This window comes from Dorea sp. OM07-5, from assembly GCF_003481355.1.
GTDB lineage: Bacteria > Bacillota > Clostridia > Lachnospirales > Lachnospiraceae > Dorea_D > Dorea_D hominis.
The window spans coordinates 53,476-73,365 of the sequence record NZ_QUKZ01000012.1 but is presented as its reverse complement, the minus strand read 5'-3'; the positions used below and the strand labels follow the sequence as shown (position 1 = coordinate 73,365).

The window sequence follows — 19,890 nt, the reverse complement described above, 5'->3', positions numbered from 1 at the left end:
CGTTTGACAGCTTCGGCGGAGAGCGTGATTTTTCTTTCCTCATACCGTTACCGCCTTATGATTTCTTCATTTTACGGCGTTTGTAGAAGAAGATACCTGCCAGCCCAGCACCAGAAGTTAAAAGAAGTGCAAGCAGTCCGTAAAGGTTTGTGTTATCGCCCGTTTTGGGACTGTCGCTAGGTCGGTGTGGCTTCTCTGGTGTCGGCGGTGTTTCGGGTTTCTCTGGTTCTTCTGGGACTTCTGGTTTTTCCTTAAAGGTAATCGTCTGTCCCTCGTCCTCAATGTCTTTATGCTCGGTAACTTTCTTCGGCTCGTCTGGATTGCTTAAATCGTACAATTCTTCAAAAGTTACAAGCTGTTTGCCATCAAGAGAAGTAGCGTCAAAGGTAAAGGCAACTTCCACTTTCATAGTTTCGCTGTCAGCGGTAAATGTATAATCACTTTCCACACGTTTTCCGTCGATAAGAAGCTCTGCATTTTCTTCTTTCAACATCTGCCAGCCCACAAGTTTGTACTGTGTACCGATTTCTAAGCCCTCTAAGGTTACGGTATCAATGATTGTTACCTCTTTTCCAGCTTCAAGTTCTTTGTTGCCGTCCTTATCCGTAGCAGTCGTATGAATTTTGATGATACGTTCTGTAATAAGTACCGTCTGCCCGTCGTCCTCAATGTCTTTGTGTTCCGCAACTTTTACAGGTTCTTTTGGATTGCTCAAATCATACAATTCTTCAAAGGTAACAAGGTTCTTGCCACCTAAAGCAGACGCATTGAATGTATAAGAAATTTCCACTTTCATTTCTTCATCATCAGCGATAAAGGTATAATCGTTTTCTACACGTTTCCCGTCAATGACAAGCTCGGCGTTTTCTTCCTTTAACATCTGCCAGCCTTTGAGCTGATATTTTGTGCCTTTGGTAAGTCCGTCTAATTTGACAGTATCAACGATTGTAACCTCTTTTCCTGCAAGGATTGTCTTTTCGCCGTCCTTGCTGGTCGCTGTGGTATGGATAGAGATTTCTTTTTCGTATTCATCAGTCAAAGTCCCTAAATCAATCACAAGGTTATTTCTTGATACCACGATTTCAAAAGGTGGGATAAGTTTAAAACCTTTGTTGCTGTCGCATTTCATTTCTTCAATGATGTAAGTATCATAAGGCAATGCACCCTTGCTGTCGTCTGGTTCAGAAGTTCCAAACCACACACCGTCCTCGCTGGTCTTGCCTGCGTTGGTATTGTGCTTATGAGAAGCCCAGTCAGCAGAAGTGGAGAATTGCCCGTTATCATCAGTTACTACAACATGACTTTCTCCCGTCGTCTTGCTTGTGATCCGAAACGGAACATCAGCAAGACGCTTGTGTGTGCCTGCACCGATTTTTACGCCCTCAATATCCCCACGCTTAATCTGATTGTAGATAGAATGAGATTCGTCGGTTAAGTCCACGATTTTTCCATTTTCTGTGATTGTAAAATCAATCGGTTTTACACCGTCAGTTAAGTAACCGTCGGGAGCTTCACTTTCAACGATACGGAAGTTTCCATAAGGTAAAAGGTCAGAAGAAGTAGAAGCGACACCCTCAAGGTCTGTATGGATTGTTTTTACCACTTCATTTTTCTTGTATAGCTTGCCCTCAACCAAAACAGAATTATCATTTAAGGAAATGATGTCAAAGGCAGTATCTTTCAAAGTGGCACTTCCTTGTGGCTTCGTATCGCCCGTTTCTAAATCTCGTTTCTGAATTTTCACACCGCCACGGATAATCTTATCTGATACGGAAAACTGGTTACTTCCAGATAATACGGCAAGGTCGCCGTCCTCGGTAATCTGTGTTACATATAAGCCCTTAATCTGTTCGGACTTATCGCCAGCCTGCATATATGCACCATCAAGCAAGTAACCGTTTGGAGCTTTTGTTTCCTCAACGGTTAGTGTTCCTAAAGGAAGAACCGCTTTGCCGTCCTGCATATAGAAACTGTCGCCAGATACCTTGTAAGCGTCCCCTAATTTTGTGATGTAATGGGTTGTCCCGTCGCTGTCTGTTTCGGCGATTGTCTTTGTAACCCATGTACGAGTAGCTTCGGCAGGGAGATTGTCTTTGTTATAGAAGCCAGCATAATACTTCCATGTAAATTCCGCACCTGCTAGAGAAGCGTTCCCTTGCGGATTGTCTTTCTGTGTTTCCATGTCAATCTTGAAAAGCTCAATCAAAGTGTCCGTTACTTTTGGTATATCTGATACTTTCAAGGTCGCTGTCTTTCCAGCTTCAACCTTTAAGGAATATACAGTTTTATCTACTTTATATCCTGCTGGTGCAGAAAGTTCCTTGATATAAACTGTGCCAGCCTTTACCTCTACAACATCTGTATTTCCGTTTTCATCAGTCGTAAGGGTGGCAAGCTGTTTCGTGCAGTCCTTATCAGAAAAGACACCATAGGTCGCACCAGCGACAGAGTAATTCCCGTTACCGTCTGTAATACTGGTATTACTGGAAGTCTTTTGCAGTTTCGCATTTCCGACATTTAATTTCGCCCAGAATTGCCCCAATTCCTGCCCCTCGCCAGAGTAGATATAACCGCCACATTCATAGCGTCCTTTGTTTTCTTTAACAAAGGCTTTTGCACCAGAGAAAACTTCGTCCTGCGTAGCTTTTGGAATTTCATCATAAGAAGCTCGCACGTTGTCGCATTGCCAGCCAAGATGTACGCTCAATCTCTGCCAGACCACACATTGTTCCAACAGATAGACTTGCTTGTAGTTCAATTCCTTGTGAGTTTCGCCATACTGTTTGACATACTCTAAGGATAACGCCACATCTGAAATCTGGTCGGCACTCATGCGTGAGCTTGCGTCAGCTCTGGTCTTGTAGCCATTCTTAAAATCTGTATTGATGTCGATACAATAGGCAGTTTCGCCCTCGACTTTCATATAACCCTCATTGAATGTCGAACCGATAGAACCGTCATTCATTACTTTTTCAATGATACCGACACGCTCTGCACTTTCCGTCCAGTATTGCTTACTTTCTGCATGGACGGGTGTAGTCGGTAAAGCAGTAACGACAGTTGCAAGAGCTAAGAAGCCCGTACACAATCGTTTCCATGTCTTTTTCATAAATCTAATGCTCCTTTCATTTTAGGTAATAAAATAGCCGTCCAATAAGAACGGCTGGAAATAGAAAAGGAACGTCATTTTAGGCGTTCCATAGTCTATGAAATATTCAATTTTTTGTTGTTTCAATACGGATGTGCTGTACCATATCTTTGCATATCTAAGAAAACTTGCGTATCAAGGCTCATTCTTTAGTAGTAAATAAGTAGTAAATTGATGTGTTTGTTTTCTTGAAAATGCTGATAGATACTGTGTTTTAGCGGATAATCAGATTTTTATTGTGTTTTTATATAATAAAAAATGTAATTTTCTATCATATAAAAACAGCGTCACAGAAACGATTTAAATATCATTCCTGTGACGCTGTTTTTTATTATTGAAATTAAATCTCATATTTTGCTCTATGCAGCTGTCCGATTAGTTGCTTGAGCTGCTTGAATCACTGGAGCTCTTTGAATCGCTGGACTTCTTGGCAACCTGAACGCAGTTCTTTCCAAGCCATTCTTTTACTATATTCTTCAGTGCCGCATCTTTCAGATCCTGCTCTTCAAATGCTTTCTTGAGCGCATCTACATTAGAGCTGTATCCATAACTCTTGGCAATTGCTTTCAGCTCTTTATTGTAGTCTTTCTTGCTCATCTTGATGTTCTCTTTGTCTGCGATCGCTTCTGTTACCATGTTCTGCTTCATCGTATCTTTAACAGCAGCTTTTACCTGTTTGTTGAATTCTTCTTCTGTCATACCCATCTGCTGCTCAAGGAACTTGCTATAATCCATGTTGTAAGCTTTTGCATACTGTTTGTACTGGCTGATCCATGCGTTTTCCATCTTCTTCTGTTCTTTCTCGTCATACTTTTTCACTTTTGTATTAGACAGAACTTTCTCCCATGCGCCACTCTCAACAGATTCTGTATATGTATCCTGTGCTTCCTGCTCCAGTTTTTTCTTTACTTCTTTCTTATACTCTGCAACTGTCTTGGATTTACTTGAAACTTTCTTAACAAATGCATCGTTCAGTTCCGGTGTCTTGGACTCTGTGATTGCTTTTACCTTAATTGTAAAACTAACTTTCTTACCTGCAAGCTCTTCGGAATAGTTCTTTGGGAATTTTCCATTCCATACGAACTTGTCCCCAACTTTGTGTCCGATGATACTGTCTTCAAATCCCTCGATAAATGTGTTAGATCCGATCTTTAACTTCTGGTTATTTGCAGATCCGTTGTCGAATTTCTTGCCATTCATCTTACCAACGAAGTCGATTGTAACGGTGTCACCTTTCTTAACTGCACGATTCTTGATCGTCTTTGTCTTCGCATTAGACTCCCGGACAGAATCAATGAAACTTGTCACGTCCTTATCCGTTACATCGTCAGCTTTGTCTACCTCATCAATTTCCACACCCTTGTATTGTGAAATCTTCAAGTTGTCATTCTCGATTCCTTTACTGCTCTGACATCCTGACAACAGAAGAGATGCCGTCATAATTCCTGTTAATAATACTGCTGCTTTCTTTTTCATAGTTCACCTCGAAAATATATTTACGCATTCGCACATGCGAACCCATAGCCTTATTATGTTATACCACATTCTCCCCCTTATGCCTACCCTTTTCACATTTATTTCACAGAACACGCTATGTTGGCGGGCATTATCCTGTCGAATTAAAGCACCGGAGACAACAGCCTGCAGAACTGCTCTTTGAAGCGGATCAAAAGCGTTCTCTGCTCGTAAGATTTCTTTGTCACAAGAGAGCTTTTTGTCATATCATTTTCAAATGCGTCTTCCAACTGTTTTGTTGTCCTTGCACTATAGATTACTGCATTTACTTCAAAATTCAGTGCAAAGCTACGGATATCCATATTGGCAGTTCCCATGCAGGTGACAAGGCCGTCGATACACAGGCATTTGCTATGCAGGAATCCATTGTCATAAGTAAAACATCGCACGCCCGCCTCCACCATCTCACCGATATAAGAATAAGTCGCCCAGTATACAAATGGGTGATCCGGCTTACACGGGATCATCACGCGCACGTCAATTCCGGATTTTGCTGCGATAATAAGCGCGTCCCGGATATCATCATCTGGTATGAAATACGGCGTTTGTATAAAAATATTTTTTCTTGCCATATGGATCAGGCGCAAATAATTGTTACGGATCTCCTGACTATGCGAGTCCGGTCCGCTGGAAATGATCTGCACCGGATCACGCCCGTTCCGGATATAAGTCGGCAGTTCAAACAAATGATCCTCCAGAAAAATATTATCTCTCGCTGCATAATTCCAGTCCAGTGCAAAACGGACTGCAAGCGAAGTGACCGCCGCTCCTTCGATACAAATGTGGGTATCTCTCCAGTATCCGAATTTCTCATCTTTTCCCAGATACTCTCTTCCAATATTAAATCCGCCGACAAAGCCGATTCTTCCATCGATCACTGCAATCTTCCGGTGGTTTCGGTAATTCACACGAAGCTGCAGTTTTCCTAATACTGCCGGGAAAAATTCTGCCACCTGAATGCCGGCTTTTTCCAGACGATCCCAATCGCTGTTCTTCATTCCACGACATCCCATACTGTCAAAAAGGACTCGGATCTCCACACCCTGTCTAGCTTTTCTTAAAAGTACTTCCTCAATTTCCTGCCAGAGTTCATCATTCCTGATGATATAATACTGCAAATGAATATAATTTCTCGCATGATCCATCTCGGATAACAGTGCATCAAATTTCTCCCTTCCGTCTGTATACACACGGATATCGTTATTATCGGTAAGCACCGCCTCCCCTTCATTCAGATTATAGAGAATCAGGCTCTTAAAACGCTCCAGTTCCGGATCACGGAGTTTCAACTTCCGCCGATAGATCGATTCTTCCTGCCTTCGCACCGCATGTTTGATCTCGCCCTCAATTTCTTTCATCTTGAACATCCGGTCTTTATGGAAATTCTGCCCTAATACAAGGTAGAGAATAAATCCAAGTCCCGGCAGAAAATAAAGCAGCAGAAGCCATGCCCATACGGTCGTCGGATCCCGTCTTTGAAAGAAAATAATCAGAATTGAAAATACGAGATTGATGATAAATAAATGATCCATCAGCCATAAATATGCTTCACTGATCATATGACCTGCCGCAATAAACATTCTAAACACCTCCCCTGTTGTGTAAGTTCCCTGCTAAAATCTCAAATCTCTTGCACTTGCGTCAAAAGAATGATACAATGTACTTCGTGAAAAACAGATTTTAGGAGGTTCGCTGTGAGTAAATTAACGATTGTCTTATTAGTGATCTTAGTCGTTTTAATCATTGCATGCATTGCATTATATTTCCTCGGGAAAAGAGCTGAGAAGAAGCAGGCCGAACAGCAGGAACAGTTAGATGCTGTTAAGCAGACCGTATCCATGCTGGTTATTGATAAAGGTCGTATTCGTCTCAAAGATGCAGGTTTCCCGCCGATCGTACTGGAGAACACGCCGAAGTATCTTCGCCGTTCCAAAGTACCGGTTGTTAAAGCAAAGGTTGGACCGAAGGTAATGACTCTGATGTGCGATGCTCAGGTTTATCCTACAATCCCTGTTAAGAAAGAAGTAAAAGCCACAGTCAGTGGTATTTACATTACAGGTGTCAAAGGACTTCGTGGTCCGCTTGAAACACCGGAAAAGAAAAAGGGATTCTTCGCAAGACTGAGAAACAAGTAAAATGAAAATGATTTTATAAAAAGGACAGGCTTTTACCGACCTGTCCTTTTTATTTTGCTTTTACACACATCTTAATCTCACTGTCGGCAACTTTATCGCCATTAATATCCAGCTCATAATTTATCCGGATATTGATCCGGTCGTCGGATTCTTCTACTTTCAGATCCTTTGTATATATGCCAAGGAGAAGCTCACCATACGGCGTCTCATACGGAGTCATATGGATCTTGTCTTTTTCAAATACCATATGCGTGCCTGAAAGACCGCTCTTTAATATCTCAAGCTGATCTTCCCCGGATATCCGTATCTTGTTCTTAATACTTCCCGGCATACCTTCCACAACTTCTTCATATATAATGTAATGCTTATTATTCTTGAGATAATAAGCAGCCGGGGTGATGACTTCGATTGGCTCGTTGTCATCCTCCCGACCGGAAAATTCATCATAATGAAGACCGGAAATTGTTAATAATACATCCTTCGTCATCATTCTTATCTCATTCTCTTACAGCGCAAGCTGTTTTGCAATGTCATACTGATACTGCGGGATACTCTTATGCATTCCAAGTGCTTCATCAATATCGAAATCAATGTACTCACCATGTTTGTAACCAACGACACGGTTTGACTTTCCTTCCAGCAAAAGGTCTACTGCTTTTGAACCCATAATAGAAGCATACACTCTGTCTTTACATGTCGGGCTTCCACCACGCTGCATGTGTCCCAGAACAGTTGCTCTTGTTTCCATACCGGTTGCTTCTTCGATTCTCTTCGCCATATTGATAGAATCTCCGATACCTTCTGCATTGATGATGATATAGTTCTTCTTGCCACGTTTTCTGCTCTCCTGAATGTCTTTGATGATTGCTGCTTCATCAAAGTCATGCTCTTCCGGCATCAGGATCTTCTCAGCTCCGTTGGCAATACCGCACCAGAGTGCCAGATATCCGGCATCTCTTCCCATAACCTCGATAATAGAACATCTCTCATGGGAAGTAGAAGTATCACGTACTTTATCAATTGCTTCCATTGCAGTATTAACTGCTGTATCAAATCCGATTGTATACTCGGTACATGCGATATCCAGGTCGATTGTTCCTGGGAGTCCGATCGTATTGATTCCTAAGTTTGCAAGCTTCTGTGCTCCTGCAAAGGAACCGTCTCCACCGATTACAACCAGTCCGTCAATTCCATATTTTTTGCAGATAGCTGCTGCTTTCTGCTGTCCTTCTTCTGTACGCATCTCTTTACAGCGTGCTGTCTGGAGAATTGTTCCTCCACGCTCGATAATGTCTGATACGTCTCTGGCTGACAGGTCAATAATTTCCTCGTTCATAAGACCCTGGTAACCTTTTCTGATTCCTCTGACTTTCAGGCCTTTACCCAATGCTGTTCTTACTACTGCACGGATTGCCGCATTCATTCCCGGTGCATCTCCACCACTGGTAAGAACACCAATCGTACGTATTGTTTTGTCTGCCATGATCATCCCTCCATCATTTATCCTTACTTATTTTAATATAATTTATCCATCCGTGCACCATTTTACATGAATTATCAAATGTTTTCAATGTTTTTTTCGATTACTTTCACGCAAGAGTCGCCAAGATAGTTCATAAGCCTGCTTAATAAGCCAGTTTCAACCTGTACATTCCGGTTCCTTCCAAGCCGTTTTACAACACGTTCTTTCTTGCAGTAAATGACAACTTCGTCTCTTCCGTCAGAGTTTCCGATCAGGTCATAGAGCATCTGTTCCTGTGCAAGAAATGTATCTTTGTCTGCATATTGGAGCCACAGTTCTTTGCGTGTCTGGGAAAATGGAACTACCGATTCGCAGATCAGTTTGCTCGGTGCGTCATCTTCTTCCGATACGCGTCCGCGGATAAATACTTTATTTTCTTCCTGCAGATATTCTTTGTATTTTTCATAATCTCTCGGAAATACGACTACTTCCACTGTTCCGAGCAGATCTTCCAGTGTCAGGATCGCCATCGTTTTATTGGTCTTCGTATACTTAATGGCAAGCGTCGCGATAATTCCTCCGATGATCTCTTTTGCGCCATCATGTACTTTCGCTGCACCGGTTTCTTTATCAAGCTGGAAGTCCAACGTCGTTTTGGAAATACTCTTTCTCCATTTTTCTTCGTATTCTTCCATCGGATGTCCAGTCAGATAAACACCCAGCACTTCTTTTTCAAATGCAAGCCTTGTCTCTTTTTCATATTCTCCGACCTTCGGCAATGGAATATCAAATTCTGCTTTCTGGTCATCGTCCACCATATCAAACAGCGAAAGCTGTCCTGCCATGGAATATTTGCGTTCCTGGTTCACCTGATCCACAATCTGCACATAAATGATCATGAACTGTTTTCTCGTGCCTCCAAGCCCGTCAAATGCACCGGATTTGATAAAACTTTCGATCGTACGTTTATTCACTTCTTTTCCGGAAAGGCGCTCGATAAAATCTTTCAGTGTCTTAAATTTTCCGCGTTCATTCCGCTCTCTTACGATTGATTCAATGACCGGACGACCGATACTCTTAATCGCCGCAAGGCCATAACGGATTTTTCCATCCTGTACCGAAAAGTTACCGACACCTTCATTGATATCCGGTGGCAGGATCTCGATTCCCATTTGACGACAGCTATAAATATATTCTGCAACCTTCGGCGGATTATCGATCATAGACGTCATAAGCGCCGCCATGAACTCTACCGAATAATAATATTTTAACCAGGCTGTCTGATAAGACACAACTGCGTAAGCCGCCGCATGTGACTTGTTAAATGCATATTTGGCGAAATCAATCATCTCATCATAGATCTTATTTGCCGTCTTCTCGTCAATTCCATTTGCGATACAGCCCGGCACACCGCCTTCTTCGTCTCCGTAGACAAATGCCTGCCGTTCTTTCTGCATCACGTCCCCTTTTTTCTTGGACATGGCACGGCGCAGAAGATCGCTTCGTCCCAGTGTAAATCCGGCAAGATCACGTACGATCTGCATAACCTGTTCCTGATATACGATACAGCCGTAAGTCGGCGCAAGGATCGGCTCCAGCTGCGGGCAGTCGTAAGTGATCGACTCCGGATGGTTCTTTCCCTTAATATACTGTGGAATGAAGTCCATCGGTCCCGGACGGTACAGCGAGATACCGGCGATAATGTCTTCCAGATTCTGTGGTTTCAGTTCCTTCATGAACCCTTTCATACCGCCACTTTCCAACTGGAATATACCATCTGTCTCGCCGCTTCCGATGTAATCCAGTACTTTTTTATCGTTATAATCAATCGCATTGATGTCAATCTCTTTGCCGGAACTCTTTTCTGCCAGGCGCACTGCATCCTGAATAACAGTCAGCGTCCGGAGACCGAGGAAATCCATTTTCAGAAGTCCCAGCTCTTCCAGCGTTGTCATTGTAAACTGTGTGACAACCGAACCATCCGAACCTACCGAAAGCGGCACGTATTCTTCTACTGCTTTCTGACTGATCACGACACCGGCTGCATGCATGGACGTATGTCTCGGAAGTCCTTCCAGACGCATGGACATATCGATCAGCTCTTTTACCTGCGGATCGTTATCGTAAGCTTTTTTGAAATCCGGACTGGACTGTAATGCTTTCCCCAGTGTAATATTCAGTTCTTTCGGGATCATTTTGGCGATTCCATCTACAAATGCATAAGGAAGGTCCATAACACGCCCTACATCACGGATAACGCCGCGCGCCGCCATTGTACCGAACGTTACGATCTGCACCACCCGGTCAGTTCCATATTTCCGCACAACATAATCAATGACTTCCTGTCTTCGTTCAAAGCAAAAGTCCACGTCAATATCCGGCATAGATACACGTTCCGGATTCAGGAAACGCTCAAACAGGAGCTGATACCGGAGCGGATCAATACTTGTAATACCTAGACAGTAGGATACAATACTTCCGGCTGCCGAACCTCGTCCCGGTCCAACACTGATGCCATGGTCTCTTGCATATTTGATAAAATCCCATACAATCAAGAAATAATCTACATAACCCATACGTTTAATAACGCCAAGCTCGTATTCCAGACGTTCACGGATCTTCGGATCATCTCCCGGATACCGTCTTTCCAGTCCTTCATAACATAATTTATTCAGATACTCCCAGGAAGTAAAACCATCCGGCACATCATATTTCGGCAGCTTCTTCTCACCAAATACAATCTCCACATTGCAGCGGTCCGCAATCTTCTGTGTATTATCGATTGCTTCCTGTGCATATGGAAATAATTTTCGCATCTCTTCTTCGGACTTGATGTAATACTGCCCGCCTTCATAACGCATACGGTCTTCATCTGCCAACTTCTTGCCAGTCTGGATACAGAGCAGGATGTCATGTGGCTTCACATCGTCTGCGTAAGTATAGTGGATATCATTCGTTGCCACCAGTTCAATTCCTGTCTCCTGCGACATACGAAGCAGCGACTGGTTTACCAGTTTCTGCTCCTCCATTCCGTGATCCTGCAGTTCCAGAAAGAAATTTCCTTCTCCGAAAATATCTTTGTACCGGCACGCTACAGCCTTTGCCTCACCATACATTCCCCGGAGAATATTCTTCTGCACTTCTCCTGCAAGGCAAGCACTCAAAGCAATGATTCCCTCATGGTATTGCTCCAATAGTTCCATATCGACACGCGGTTTATAATAGTAGCCTTCTGTAAATCCTCTGGATACGATCTTCATTAAGTTGTAATAACCGGTCTCATTTTCTGCCAGAAGTACGAGATGATAATATCTGTCATCATTATTGCCAACTGCCTCTTTATCAAAACGGGAGCCGGGCGCAACATACACTTCACATCCAAGGATTGGCTTGATCCCTGCTGCCTTTGCCGCACGATAAAAATCGATCACGCCGAACATAACTCCATGATCCGTGATCGCCACACTGTTCATTCCCAGTTCCTTCACTCTGGAAACACATTCTTTGATTTTATTGGAACCATCCAGCAGACTGAACTCCGTATGGACATGCAGATGCGCAAAACTCATAATCTATTCCGACTCCTTTTTATTTTATAATTTATGTATTCTTATATTTCTTCATTTTGTTAAGATACCATACGAATTGTTCCATAAAACCACTCATGTGCCTGCACATAGTGGTTTCAGGCTTTTGCCCCTGGTATCTCGAATATTATACCACATTTCCACCCATGATAGCGTTTTTTGTTATCCCGAACTAAATTTTTCATAATCATAATCTGCATAACATTAGTGCACGTTGTAACGTCAGCTTTCTCTGAAGCCTATACACGCAAGAAGGCAGATAGCATATCCTGCCATCTGCCTTCTCATATCTCTTTGCGACCTGATTCTAATTAGTTGTTCATCATGAATTTGATCAGTCTGTCTGTATCTTCCGGCTCATAAGCGATGATCTCAAGCTCCGGGATCTCTCCGCCGGAGAAGATGTTTGCCATAGAAACATACTGAGATAATTTAGATTTCAGGTTCAGTCTGTCTCCTTCTCCTGTTACTAATTCAACTCTTCCTGAACAATCGTCAACTGTCTTAAAAAATGCGTCGATGTCTTTGATATTCTGTACTTTCATTCTATTGCTCTCCTTCCATTATTCACGCTTGATAAGCTCTTTTCTTTTTCTCACGCTACTAATTATACCTTATTTTTTTAGGATTTCAAGAACCTATTTTTTCGAAAGTTCAATTCCATTCTCCTTAATTTGTATCTTATGCTCTTTAAATAATCTGCCAACTGCTCTTTTGAATGCATTTTTACTAATTCCAAAAGTTTCCTTGATTTTTTCAGGATCAGATTTGTCAGTAAATGGAATACTTCCACCATTTTTTTCTACATAGTCCAGAATCATGACTGCATCATCATCCATCTGCTCAAACGCTTTCTTTCTGACACTTAGATCTAGTTTTCCGTCTTCGTGCACTTTTGTTACGCGACACTCGACTTCCATGCCGACTTTCAGATTGCCGTACGCTTCTCTCTTCGGGATCAGCGCAGAATATTTATCATCTACTGCGACAAACGCGCCAAAGTTATCACTGATCTCGTAAATGCGTCCTTTCACTTCTGCGTCTTTCTCGTATGGCGCATCTGTGCGGAGCTTATCATACACTTTCATCGTTGCGCACAGTCTTCCGCTCTTGTCCACATACAGAGCGACTAATACTTTGTCTTTCTTGGAGACTTTTGCTGTCTGCTCGCGGAACGGAAGCAGGAGGTCTTTTTCCAGACCCCAGTCCAGAAATGCACCGATTCTCGCTGTGTCAGCGACTTCCAGTACCTTCACTTCTCCCATCATCAGCTTTGGTATGCGGGTGGTTGCAATGATACGGTCGGATGAATCTTTGTATAAGAATACTTCGATCGGATCTCCGACTTCAATACCGGCAGGCACTTCTTTCTTCGGAAGCAGAACCTTCTCATCTTTTGTTCCGAGATATACACCGAAATCTACGATTTTTACTACCATTAAACTTCTTCTTTTTCCTAATTCATTCTGTAAATTCATCTTTTTCTCCTATTAGCTGAATTCAACGGTCGCAAAGATCCGATCCGACTCATCACAAAGCTCCACTACCGTTCTTGTTTCCTCTGCTGCCACTTTCGGCACAATGATATCTCCATACACTGCCGAATTTTTATATTCTACACGAACCTGCCTGATATCCCCGGTATGTTCGATATATTCCATTGCCATCTGTACATACTGACAGTTATTCACATGTTCGTTCGTATCGATATGATATTTTCGCACTGCAAACGGCTCTTTTTTCACCGCACTCTCTGGAAGTTTTATCTTCCTTGGCTGATAATCCATCTCCAGTGGCTCTCCGCTTCCGTACGGCTCTACTTCTTCTGCGGACGGCCGCACCGGGCGTCCTTTTTTCATATCCATATATGCCCAGACAGAATTGGCATATGCAAGTTTCTTTCCTTCTGCATCTGTCATGCAGAAATTACGCTTTCCCAACATGCTTTTAAATTCTGTCGCCCATGTCGCTATATTAATCTCCTGCGCAAGCCGCGGATATTCTTCGATCACGACCTGCCAGTAAGTTAGTACCCAGGCTCTGTTATGTTCCGCAAAATAGTCCACGCCAAGTCCGATACTTTCCGACTGGAATGTACTGCAGTCCTGGAAATAGTTGATAATCCCCGGTAAGGTAATACGGCCGGTATGATCGACTTCGCTGAACCGCACCTTGCTGTCAAATGTATAATGATTATTCTGCTGCACTTGCCACATAGCTCCTTTCCATTGTGATCACTGCATGATACCGGTCATTTTTTTCCCGGAGTCTGCGAGCAAACTCTTCTCTTAAGTCATTTTGTTTCTCTTTATCATATTCGTAAGGAATCACCATATCAAAGATCAGGTTCTTATGATCCCTACCTCCTACTACCCTGAAATCATGGATGCTGACACGCTTGTCCATCTCTTTTATAATCTCTTCGGCATCTTTTTTGATCGCCAGCACTTTTTTATCTTCTGTTTCAACCGGATCCATATGGATCACAAGGAAAAGTCCCATCTTCTCCATGGCTTCTCGCTCAATCCGGTCAATGACGGTATGAGATTCTTCAATATCCACATTATTCGGCACTTCCGCATGGATTGATGCCATACTCTTTGCCGGTCCGTAATTATGTACGATCAAATCGTGGCTGCCAACTACACCGTCATATTTTTCCACAAAATTCGTGATCTGTAAATAGACTTTCGGATCTACTGCCTGACCGATCAATGGCTCCAGCGTATCTTTTGCGATACCGACACCTGCCCACATAACGACAAGGGATACACCCAGACCTATAAATCCGTCGATATTATACCCGGTCAGCTTTAAAAATACAACTGAAAATATCGTTGCCGATGTCGTAATGACATCGCCGATCGCATCTGCCGACACCGCCATCATCACTTTGGAATCTATCCTTTTTCCCAATTTCTTATTAAAATAGCTCATCCACAACTTGACCGCAACGGACAGGATCAATACGACGACCGAAAATAACTGGAATCGCATTTCCTGTGGATGTCTTATTTTAGAAATGGCATCTTTAAAAAATGTAAATCCGACTTCCAGCACAAGAAATGCGACGACCAGCGCCGCAATATATTCCACTCTTCCATGTCCGAACGGATGCTCTTCATCTGCCGGTCTCTCTGCAATCTTCACTCCAACCAGACTGATGATGGATGAACCTGCATCCGACAGGTTATTAAATGCATCTGCCATAATGGAAATACTGTGCAGGAAAAATCCAATACACCATTTCAGTCCGAATAAAAAAAGATTGCAAAAGATGCCCGTGACACTCGCCAGCACTCCATATGCTGTCCGCACAGACACCTTTTCCACATCTTCATAATTTTCTACAAAATGTCTAATCAGAAACTCTGTCATGACATTTCCTCCTCTATCTGTCTGCCAGCCACCGGTTCAGCTTCTCACCGAAAAAATAGCTTTTTAACCGGAACTTTTCCGGCTTCGTCACCAGTTCATACGCATCTGCATCCAGCATTTCTCTTAAGTTCTCTCTGCCTTTTTCATCCGGTGTTACACAGACCGCCTCTGTAAAACACATGCTCGGATACAACACACACCACCAGTTATGCCCTGTGGCTTTCCCAAGTCTTATCTCTAATGCCCGGTACCATCCCTTCGGGAAGCAGATATTTCCATAGTATTTCTCCGGGAAATAGACATCTGTCAGCACTGCCTTCGCACGGTAATTTACACCCGCTTTTTTAAGCACCCGGTTTACTTCCTGCTCAAATTCCGGCAAATACTCCCTCACAAGTCGCTCTGCCTCTGCTCTTGATACTTCCTGTTCCATGCTGTCAGCATCTGCAGATGTATCTTTATTTCCATCGCTTTTCAGTAACCGGCTTCTGTATACAAGCACGGCATCCCGGACCTGCCTTTTCACTTTCTGGTCTTCGTTGCTGTCGCTGTTCGCCAGAACATGAAATCTCAATACTTCTTTTGCAAGTTTTTCCTGCGTCTTATCAATTGCTCTCTGCGCCCTGATTTCTTCACAGTCACACAACACATAAAATAAAAGACATGCGGCGCAGACGCTCAGTATAACACAGACTGCCTTCTGAATTCTATAAGTTTTTATATTTATATATCTCACCTGTTCTATGTACTCCTTTCTTTTATTGGGAGTCTTCACATTTCACAGGAATTTATACAAATATTTTCAAATCCTTTTAAACTTTTTTTGTGTGAATAACATTGATCACGGTTGCAACCTGATTGTCGATATGTTCGCACATGATGCGGGTTGCTTCTTCTTTATTTCTCTTTGAAATATTATCGATCAGTTCTTCATGCTCTGCGATAAGCTGCGGATATGCTTCTTCTTTTTTCAGATATTCCACCCGGTAACGATACATCTGCTCACGCAGATTGTTAAGCAGCAGAATCAGCTTCTGATTATCTGTTGCCGTATAAATAACATCGTGAAATGCCACATCCGCTTCCGCGATCTTTGTTACATCCTGATCATCCAGTGTATCTTTAAATCGCTCTGCTACCCGTTTCAGTTCCTCGATCTCTTCCTCTGTGATCTTCTCACACGCAAGCTGTACGGATAATTCTTCCAGCGCTTTTCTTACTTCCAGTACATCGCGCAGACTCTTCTCTGTAATGTCTGCAACTTCGGCACCTTTTCGCGGCACCATATTTACCAGACCTTCCAGCTCCAGCTTTCTAAGCGCCTCACGGATCGGTGTACGGCTGACGCCAAGCTTATTTGCGAGCTGGATCTCCATCAGACGCTCGCCCGGTTTCAGCTCTCCGCGCAGAATTGCCTGTCTTAATGTATTAAATACAACATCACGCAGAGGCAGATATTCATTCATTGTCACATTAAATTTCGGTTCTTTCATCTTTTTCTCCTTGCATTGTGTATATTCGTCACATAAACCTGTTTTGTCAGTCTCGCATCCCGGATCGCATCGGCAGCTTTTCTTGCCGTTGCTTTCTCTTCAAAGATTCCAAATACAGTTGGTCCGCTTCCGCTCATCATAGCGTTCAGCGCGCCCTCTTTTATCATCATTTTCTTAATCTGGTCGATCACCGGATAAGCATCCACAGTTACACGCTCCAGTACATTGCCCATGCTGCCTGCAACTTTCTTCAGATCTCCGGCTTTTAATCCTGCTAAAATACCGTCGATATCCGGATGATCTTCGATTTCGTGAGAATCCAGTTTCTCATAGACCATCTTCGTCGATACACTTATTGCCGGTTTTGCAATAAGAACATAGCATTTCGGCATCGGGGATAATGGCGTCAGAATCTCTCCGATTCCTTCTGCCAGCACGGTTCCGCGCATAATACAGTACGGAACATCTGCACCGAGCTTAACACCTCGTTCCATCAGTTCTTTCTGACTCAGGCCAAGTGAAAACATCCGGTTCATTCCAAAAAGAACTGCTGCCGCATTTGAGCTTCCGCCTGCCATGCCTGCTGCCACCGGAATGTGTTTATCCAATTGTATGGAAACACCTTCTTCTATATGAAATTCGTCCATCAGCATCTGTGCAGCCTGATAAGCCAGATTATTCTCATTTACCGGAAGATAATAGAGATTCGTCTCAAGTCTGATCCCCGGTGTCTTACTCTTCTTCATAATAATACGGTCATAGAGATAAACGGTCTGCATAACCATACGCACGTCATGGTAGCCATTCTCCCGTCTTCCCAGCACATCCAGACCAAGATTAATTTTTCCAAGTGCTTTCAGTTCTAATCTGTCCATCTTTTGTTCTCCTTGTACTTTTTACCCTATACCTTGTATCTTGTATACAATTTACCTACAGTATACTTAAACTTTCCTTAAAAATCAATATTTTATCCCCAGATTTCAGTCCATTCTTTTCACAGTCATTCATCTCGAGAATCCTCTCTCCGGTTGTGCCGTAACGCTTTGCGAGATCCCAGAGTGTATCTCCTTCTTTTACGATGTAGCCTACGATTCCCGGCTGTTTTTCCAGTTTTTCTGCATCAAACGGGAGGCAGATCATTTCCTGCGGGCAGCGTATTTTCACTTCTTCTTTCAGGAATCCATGAAATGCAAGTACTGCTTTTACTTCTACTTCTGCATTTCCAAGCAGTCCGACATTTAACTGTTCGATGCACCACGTCAGATCCACCTGCATCCGATCATTCGTCTCATTACTTTCCAGAAATGCAGTAAACGGAACCATTCCCTGCCATACATCAAACGGGATTTCATCGTCTGATTTGATATAAAGAAACTGGATATGCAATACACCTTCCACTTCGATTCCTTTCTCTGTAATCTGTGTACTCTCCACTTCCACTCTTCCTGTGCTGTGGCAAATCTGTAAAATATCTTCTTTAATCTCCGGAAGTGTCAGCTTCTCTGTCACTTTACATTTGGTATGATTCTGCATCAGTAATTTTTCGCACGGACAGTCCTTATATTTGATCTCACACTCACCATCCAGCGCATAGGCATCCTCCAGCACATCCATTTCTACTTCTTCATAAACGATCAGCCGCATATCCAGCGTTGCTTCCACGCCAAGAATTCTTACTTCTCCTTCCTCGTCCATGCGCGATTCCACTGCCACATCTGTAAATACCGGATACAATTGGTGATACATGGAATCTTTTGCTCCATAACACGGAATCTTTCCTTCATATGCCACCGTCTGCTCTATCCAGTCCAGCCTTCCATCCGGCGATTCATAAAAACAGAACACAAGCATTTCACCCTGCAACAGAAGTACTTCCTCCCCAATCCTTGTGTCCAGTTTTCCCGGAGTGACTTCGGTCCACAGTAATGTGCCGATATTTTCTTTTGTCCCGCCAATCTGTACTTCTTCTTTGATCCGGTATGTATCACGCTTCATCGTATGCATTTTCAGAAGTGTCTCCTGTCTCTTCTTTCTGCACAGTCCATCTGCGTATTCGCTGCCTTCTTCCCCCCGTCTTCCTTCTCTGTAAATATCGCTTGTCAGATGTTCTTCTTTCTGCTGTTCCGAACAAACCTGTAATTCTACGAGTGCTTTGATTCCGAGCTTTCTTGAATGGATCACCGTTACGGTAAGTTCCGTCTGTGAACTCTTGATAAACAAACTGCCCTCCGGCACTTTCTCTGCATAAACCAGCTCCTCAAATGGAAATCTTCCTTCCAGAGATGACAGCCGTTTCTCAGAGTCATCCGTCACATAAAGCATGCGAAACTGTATCTTTCCGCTGATCCGTATGTAATTGTCCACAATTTTCTGCTCTTCGATGCGCAATGTACCTTCATTCAGGATCACACGCTGCACATCACTTTTGGCATCCGGCACGTTATAGTCCTGATCCACATAAAACTGATCTACAATCGTTTTTCCCTGGCTGTATCCCCTAAATTCCTGCGTCTCGCATGTCAGAGTTTCATAATCTTTTTGCTCCATTTTGACAACCTCACTTTCCTGTTATTTGCTGTTGCACCATAAAAATATCCATCATATATTTATGATACCCACGGATTGTTCCGTGCTGCGCATATGGCTGCAGACCTGCCCCCCTGGTATCATTCAAATACCACCATCTTCCCGCCTGCTTTCATTTTCACCACGCAGTACGGATAGGTCTCCTTCTTTTTTCTTACGGTTCCTCTTTTCGGACCGACAAGCTCTGTCTGAAAGAAAATTGTATTGGAAGTTTCTTCTATCTTTACAACCTTCACCCGGTAACCGTCCTGCCTTTTTCTTCCATACCCGCAGAACAGATACAGACTGCCCTGATCTTCGTATGTCAGGGTAAATGGTTCCTGTTTCTTTTCTTCAATCCATTTCTTACATTCTTCCGGTATTTCCTCTCTCCGGACATTTTCATATACGGCTTTTCTTTTCTGCGTGTCATCCACTTTCCGGATTGAACAGCCACACAATATCCACAAACAGAGAACAAGTCCTGCACACAACAACCACTTCCGCATACACTCACCCTGCAATTTCTCTTTAATATCATACACAGTGAACCTATGAAAAATACCAATTTTAGTGTATACTTATAAAAGTGTTGCCACAAAAATGT

The 19,890-nt window shown here is 43.1% G+C and carries 16 protein-coding genes; 1 reads left to right on the top strand and 15 read right to left on the bottom strand.

The genetic code is table 11. From position 1 onward, the window contains the following. Window positions 1–55: 55 nt before the first annotated feature. The 3 genes from DXC04_RS11560 to cls form a co-directional block, all read right to left on the bottom strand. The gene (locus DXC04_RS11560; protein WP_118661081.1) at window positions 56–3,109 is read right to left on the bottom strand and encodes an SrtB-anchored collagen-binding adhesin; all 3,054 of its coding nucleotides are present in this window, start codon (window positions 3,107–3,109) and stop codon (window positions 56–58) included. Between the two features lie 414 nt (window positions 3,110–3,523). After that, on the bottom strand, window positions 3,524–4,624 hold the full coding sequence (gene tig / locus DXC04_RS11555) for a trigger factor (RefSeq protein ID WP_118661080.1): 1,101 nt from the start codon (window positions 4,622–4,624) through the stop codon (window positions 3,524–3,526). Window positions 4,625–4,767: 143 nt separating this feature from the next. Next, window positions 4,768–6,195 carry a cardiolipin synthase gene (gene cls, locus DXC04_RS11550; protein WP_442873164.1) on the bottom strand — a complete coding sequence of 476 codons (1,428 nt, stop codon included), beginning with the start codon at window positions 6,193–6,195 and terminating at the stop codon, window positions 4,768–4,770. A gap of 162 nt (window positions 6,196–6,357) precedes the next feature. Between cls and DXC04_RS11545 the strand changes: the two genes are divergently transcribed. Then, complete coding sequence (locus DXC04_RS11545) at window positions 6,358–6,798, top strand: hypothetical protein (protein WP_021859686.1); 441 nt, start codon at window positions 6,358–6,360, stop codon at window positions 6,796–6,798. A 49-nt stretch (window positions 6,799–6,847) separates the two neighbouring features. On the opposite strand, the gene DXC04_RS11540 is transcribed toward DXC04_RS11545, so the two are convergent. The 12 genes from DXC04_RS11540 to DXC04_RS11485 all read right to left on the bottom strand — a co-directional run bounded on the left by DXC04_RS11540 (window position 6,848) and on the right by DXC04_RS11485 (window position 19,792). Then, complete coding sequence (locus DXC04_RS11540; protein WP_021859685.1) at window positions 6,848–7,285, bottom strand: DUF1934 domain-containing protein; 438 nt, start codon at window positions 7,283–7,285, stop codon at window positions 6,848–6,850. Between the two features lie 18 nt (window positions 7,286–7,303). Next, complete coding sequence (pfkA, locus tag DXC04_RS11535) at window positions 7,304–8,281, bottom strand: 6-phosphofructokinase (RefSeq protein WP_021859684.1); 978 nt, start codon at window positions 8,279–8,281, stop codon at window positions 7,304–7,306. Window positions 8,282–8,355: 74 nt separating this feature from the next. Continuing rightward, window positions 8,356–11,829, bottom strand: a complete 3,474-nt coding sequence (locus DXC04_RS11530; RefSeq protein ID WP_118661079.1) for a DNA polymerase III subunit alpha — start codon at window positions 11,827–11,829, stop codon at window positions 8,356–8,358. Window positions 11,830–12,158: 329 nt separating this feature from the next. Beyond that, window positions 12,159–12,392 (bottom strand): hypothetical protein, encoded by a 234-nt coding sequence (locus DXC04_RS11525; RefSeq protein WP_021859682.1) that lies wholly within the window; start codon window positions 12,390–12,392, stop codon window positions 12,159–12,161. Between the two features lie 93 nt (window positions 12,393–12,485). Next, window positions 12,486–13,325, bottom strand: coding sequence for a CvfB family protein (locus DXC04_RS11520; RefSeq protein ID WP_021859681.1), 840 nt, complete (start codon window positions 13,323–13,325; stop codon window positions 12,486–12,488). A gap of 12 nt (window positions 13,326–13,337) precedes the next feature. Next, the gene (locus DXC04_RS11515) at window positions 13,338–14,054 is read right to left on the bottom strand and encodes an acyl-[acyl-carrier-protein] thioesterase (RefSeq protein WP_118519952.1); all 717 of its coding nucleotides are present in this window, start codon (window positions 14,052–14,054) and stop codon (window positions 13,338–13,340) included. Further along, window positions 14,041–15,225 carry a cation diffusion facilitator family transporter gene (locus tag DXC04_RS11510; RefSeq protein WP_118661078.1) on the bottom strand — a complete coding sequence of 395 codons (1,185 nt, stop codon included), beginning with the start codon at window positions 15,223–15,225 and terminating at the stop codon, window positions 14,041–14,043. Before DXC04_RS11510 ends, DXC04_RS11515 begins: the two co-directional genes overlap by 14 nt. A gap of 13 nt (window positions 15,226–15,238) precedes the next feature. Continuing rightward, entirely contained in the window at window positions 15,239–15,961 is a 723-nt protein-coding gene (locus DXC04_RS11505; RefSeq protein ID WP_243112147.1) for a stage II sporulation protein R, read from the bottom strand. 76 nt (window positions 15,962–16,037) lie between these two features. Further along, a complete protein-coding gene (locus tag DXC04_RS11500; protein WP_021859677.1) occupies window positions 16,038–16,718 on the bottom strand; it encodes a GntR family transcriptional regulator in 681 nt (226 codons plus the stop codon). Further along, a complete protein-coding gene (ispE, locus tag DXC04_RS11495; protein ID WP_117537039.1) occupies window positions 16,715–17,593 on the bottom strand; it encodes a 4-(cytidine 5'-diphospho)-2-C-methyl-D-erythritol kinase in 879 nt (292 codons plus the stop codon). Before ispE ends, DXC04_RS11500 begins: the two co-directional genes overlap by 4 nt. A 55-nt stretch (window positions 17,594–17,648) precedes the next feature. Next, a complete protein-coding gene (locus DXC04_RS11490; RefSeq protein WP_021859675.1) occupies window positions 17,649–19,265 on the bottom strand; it encodes a DUF3794 and LysM peptidoglycan-binding domain-containing protein in 1,617 nt (538 codons plus the stop codon). Window positions 19,266–19,384: 119 nt separating this feature from the next. Beyond that, window positions 19,385–19,792 (bottom strand): protease complex subunit PrcB family protein, encoded by a 408-nt coding sequence (locus tag DXC04_RS11485; protein ID WP_118661077.1) that lies wholly within the window; start codon window positions 19,790–19,792, stop codon window positions 19,385–19,387. Between the last annotated feature and the right edge of the window lie 98 nt (window positions 19,793–19,890).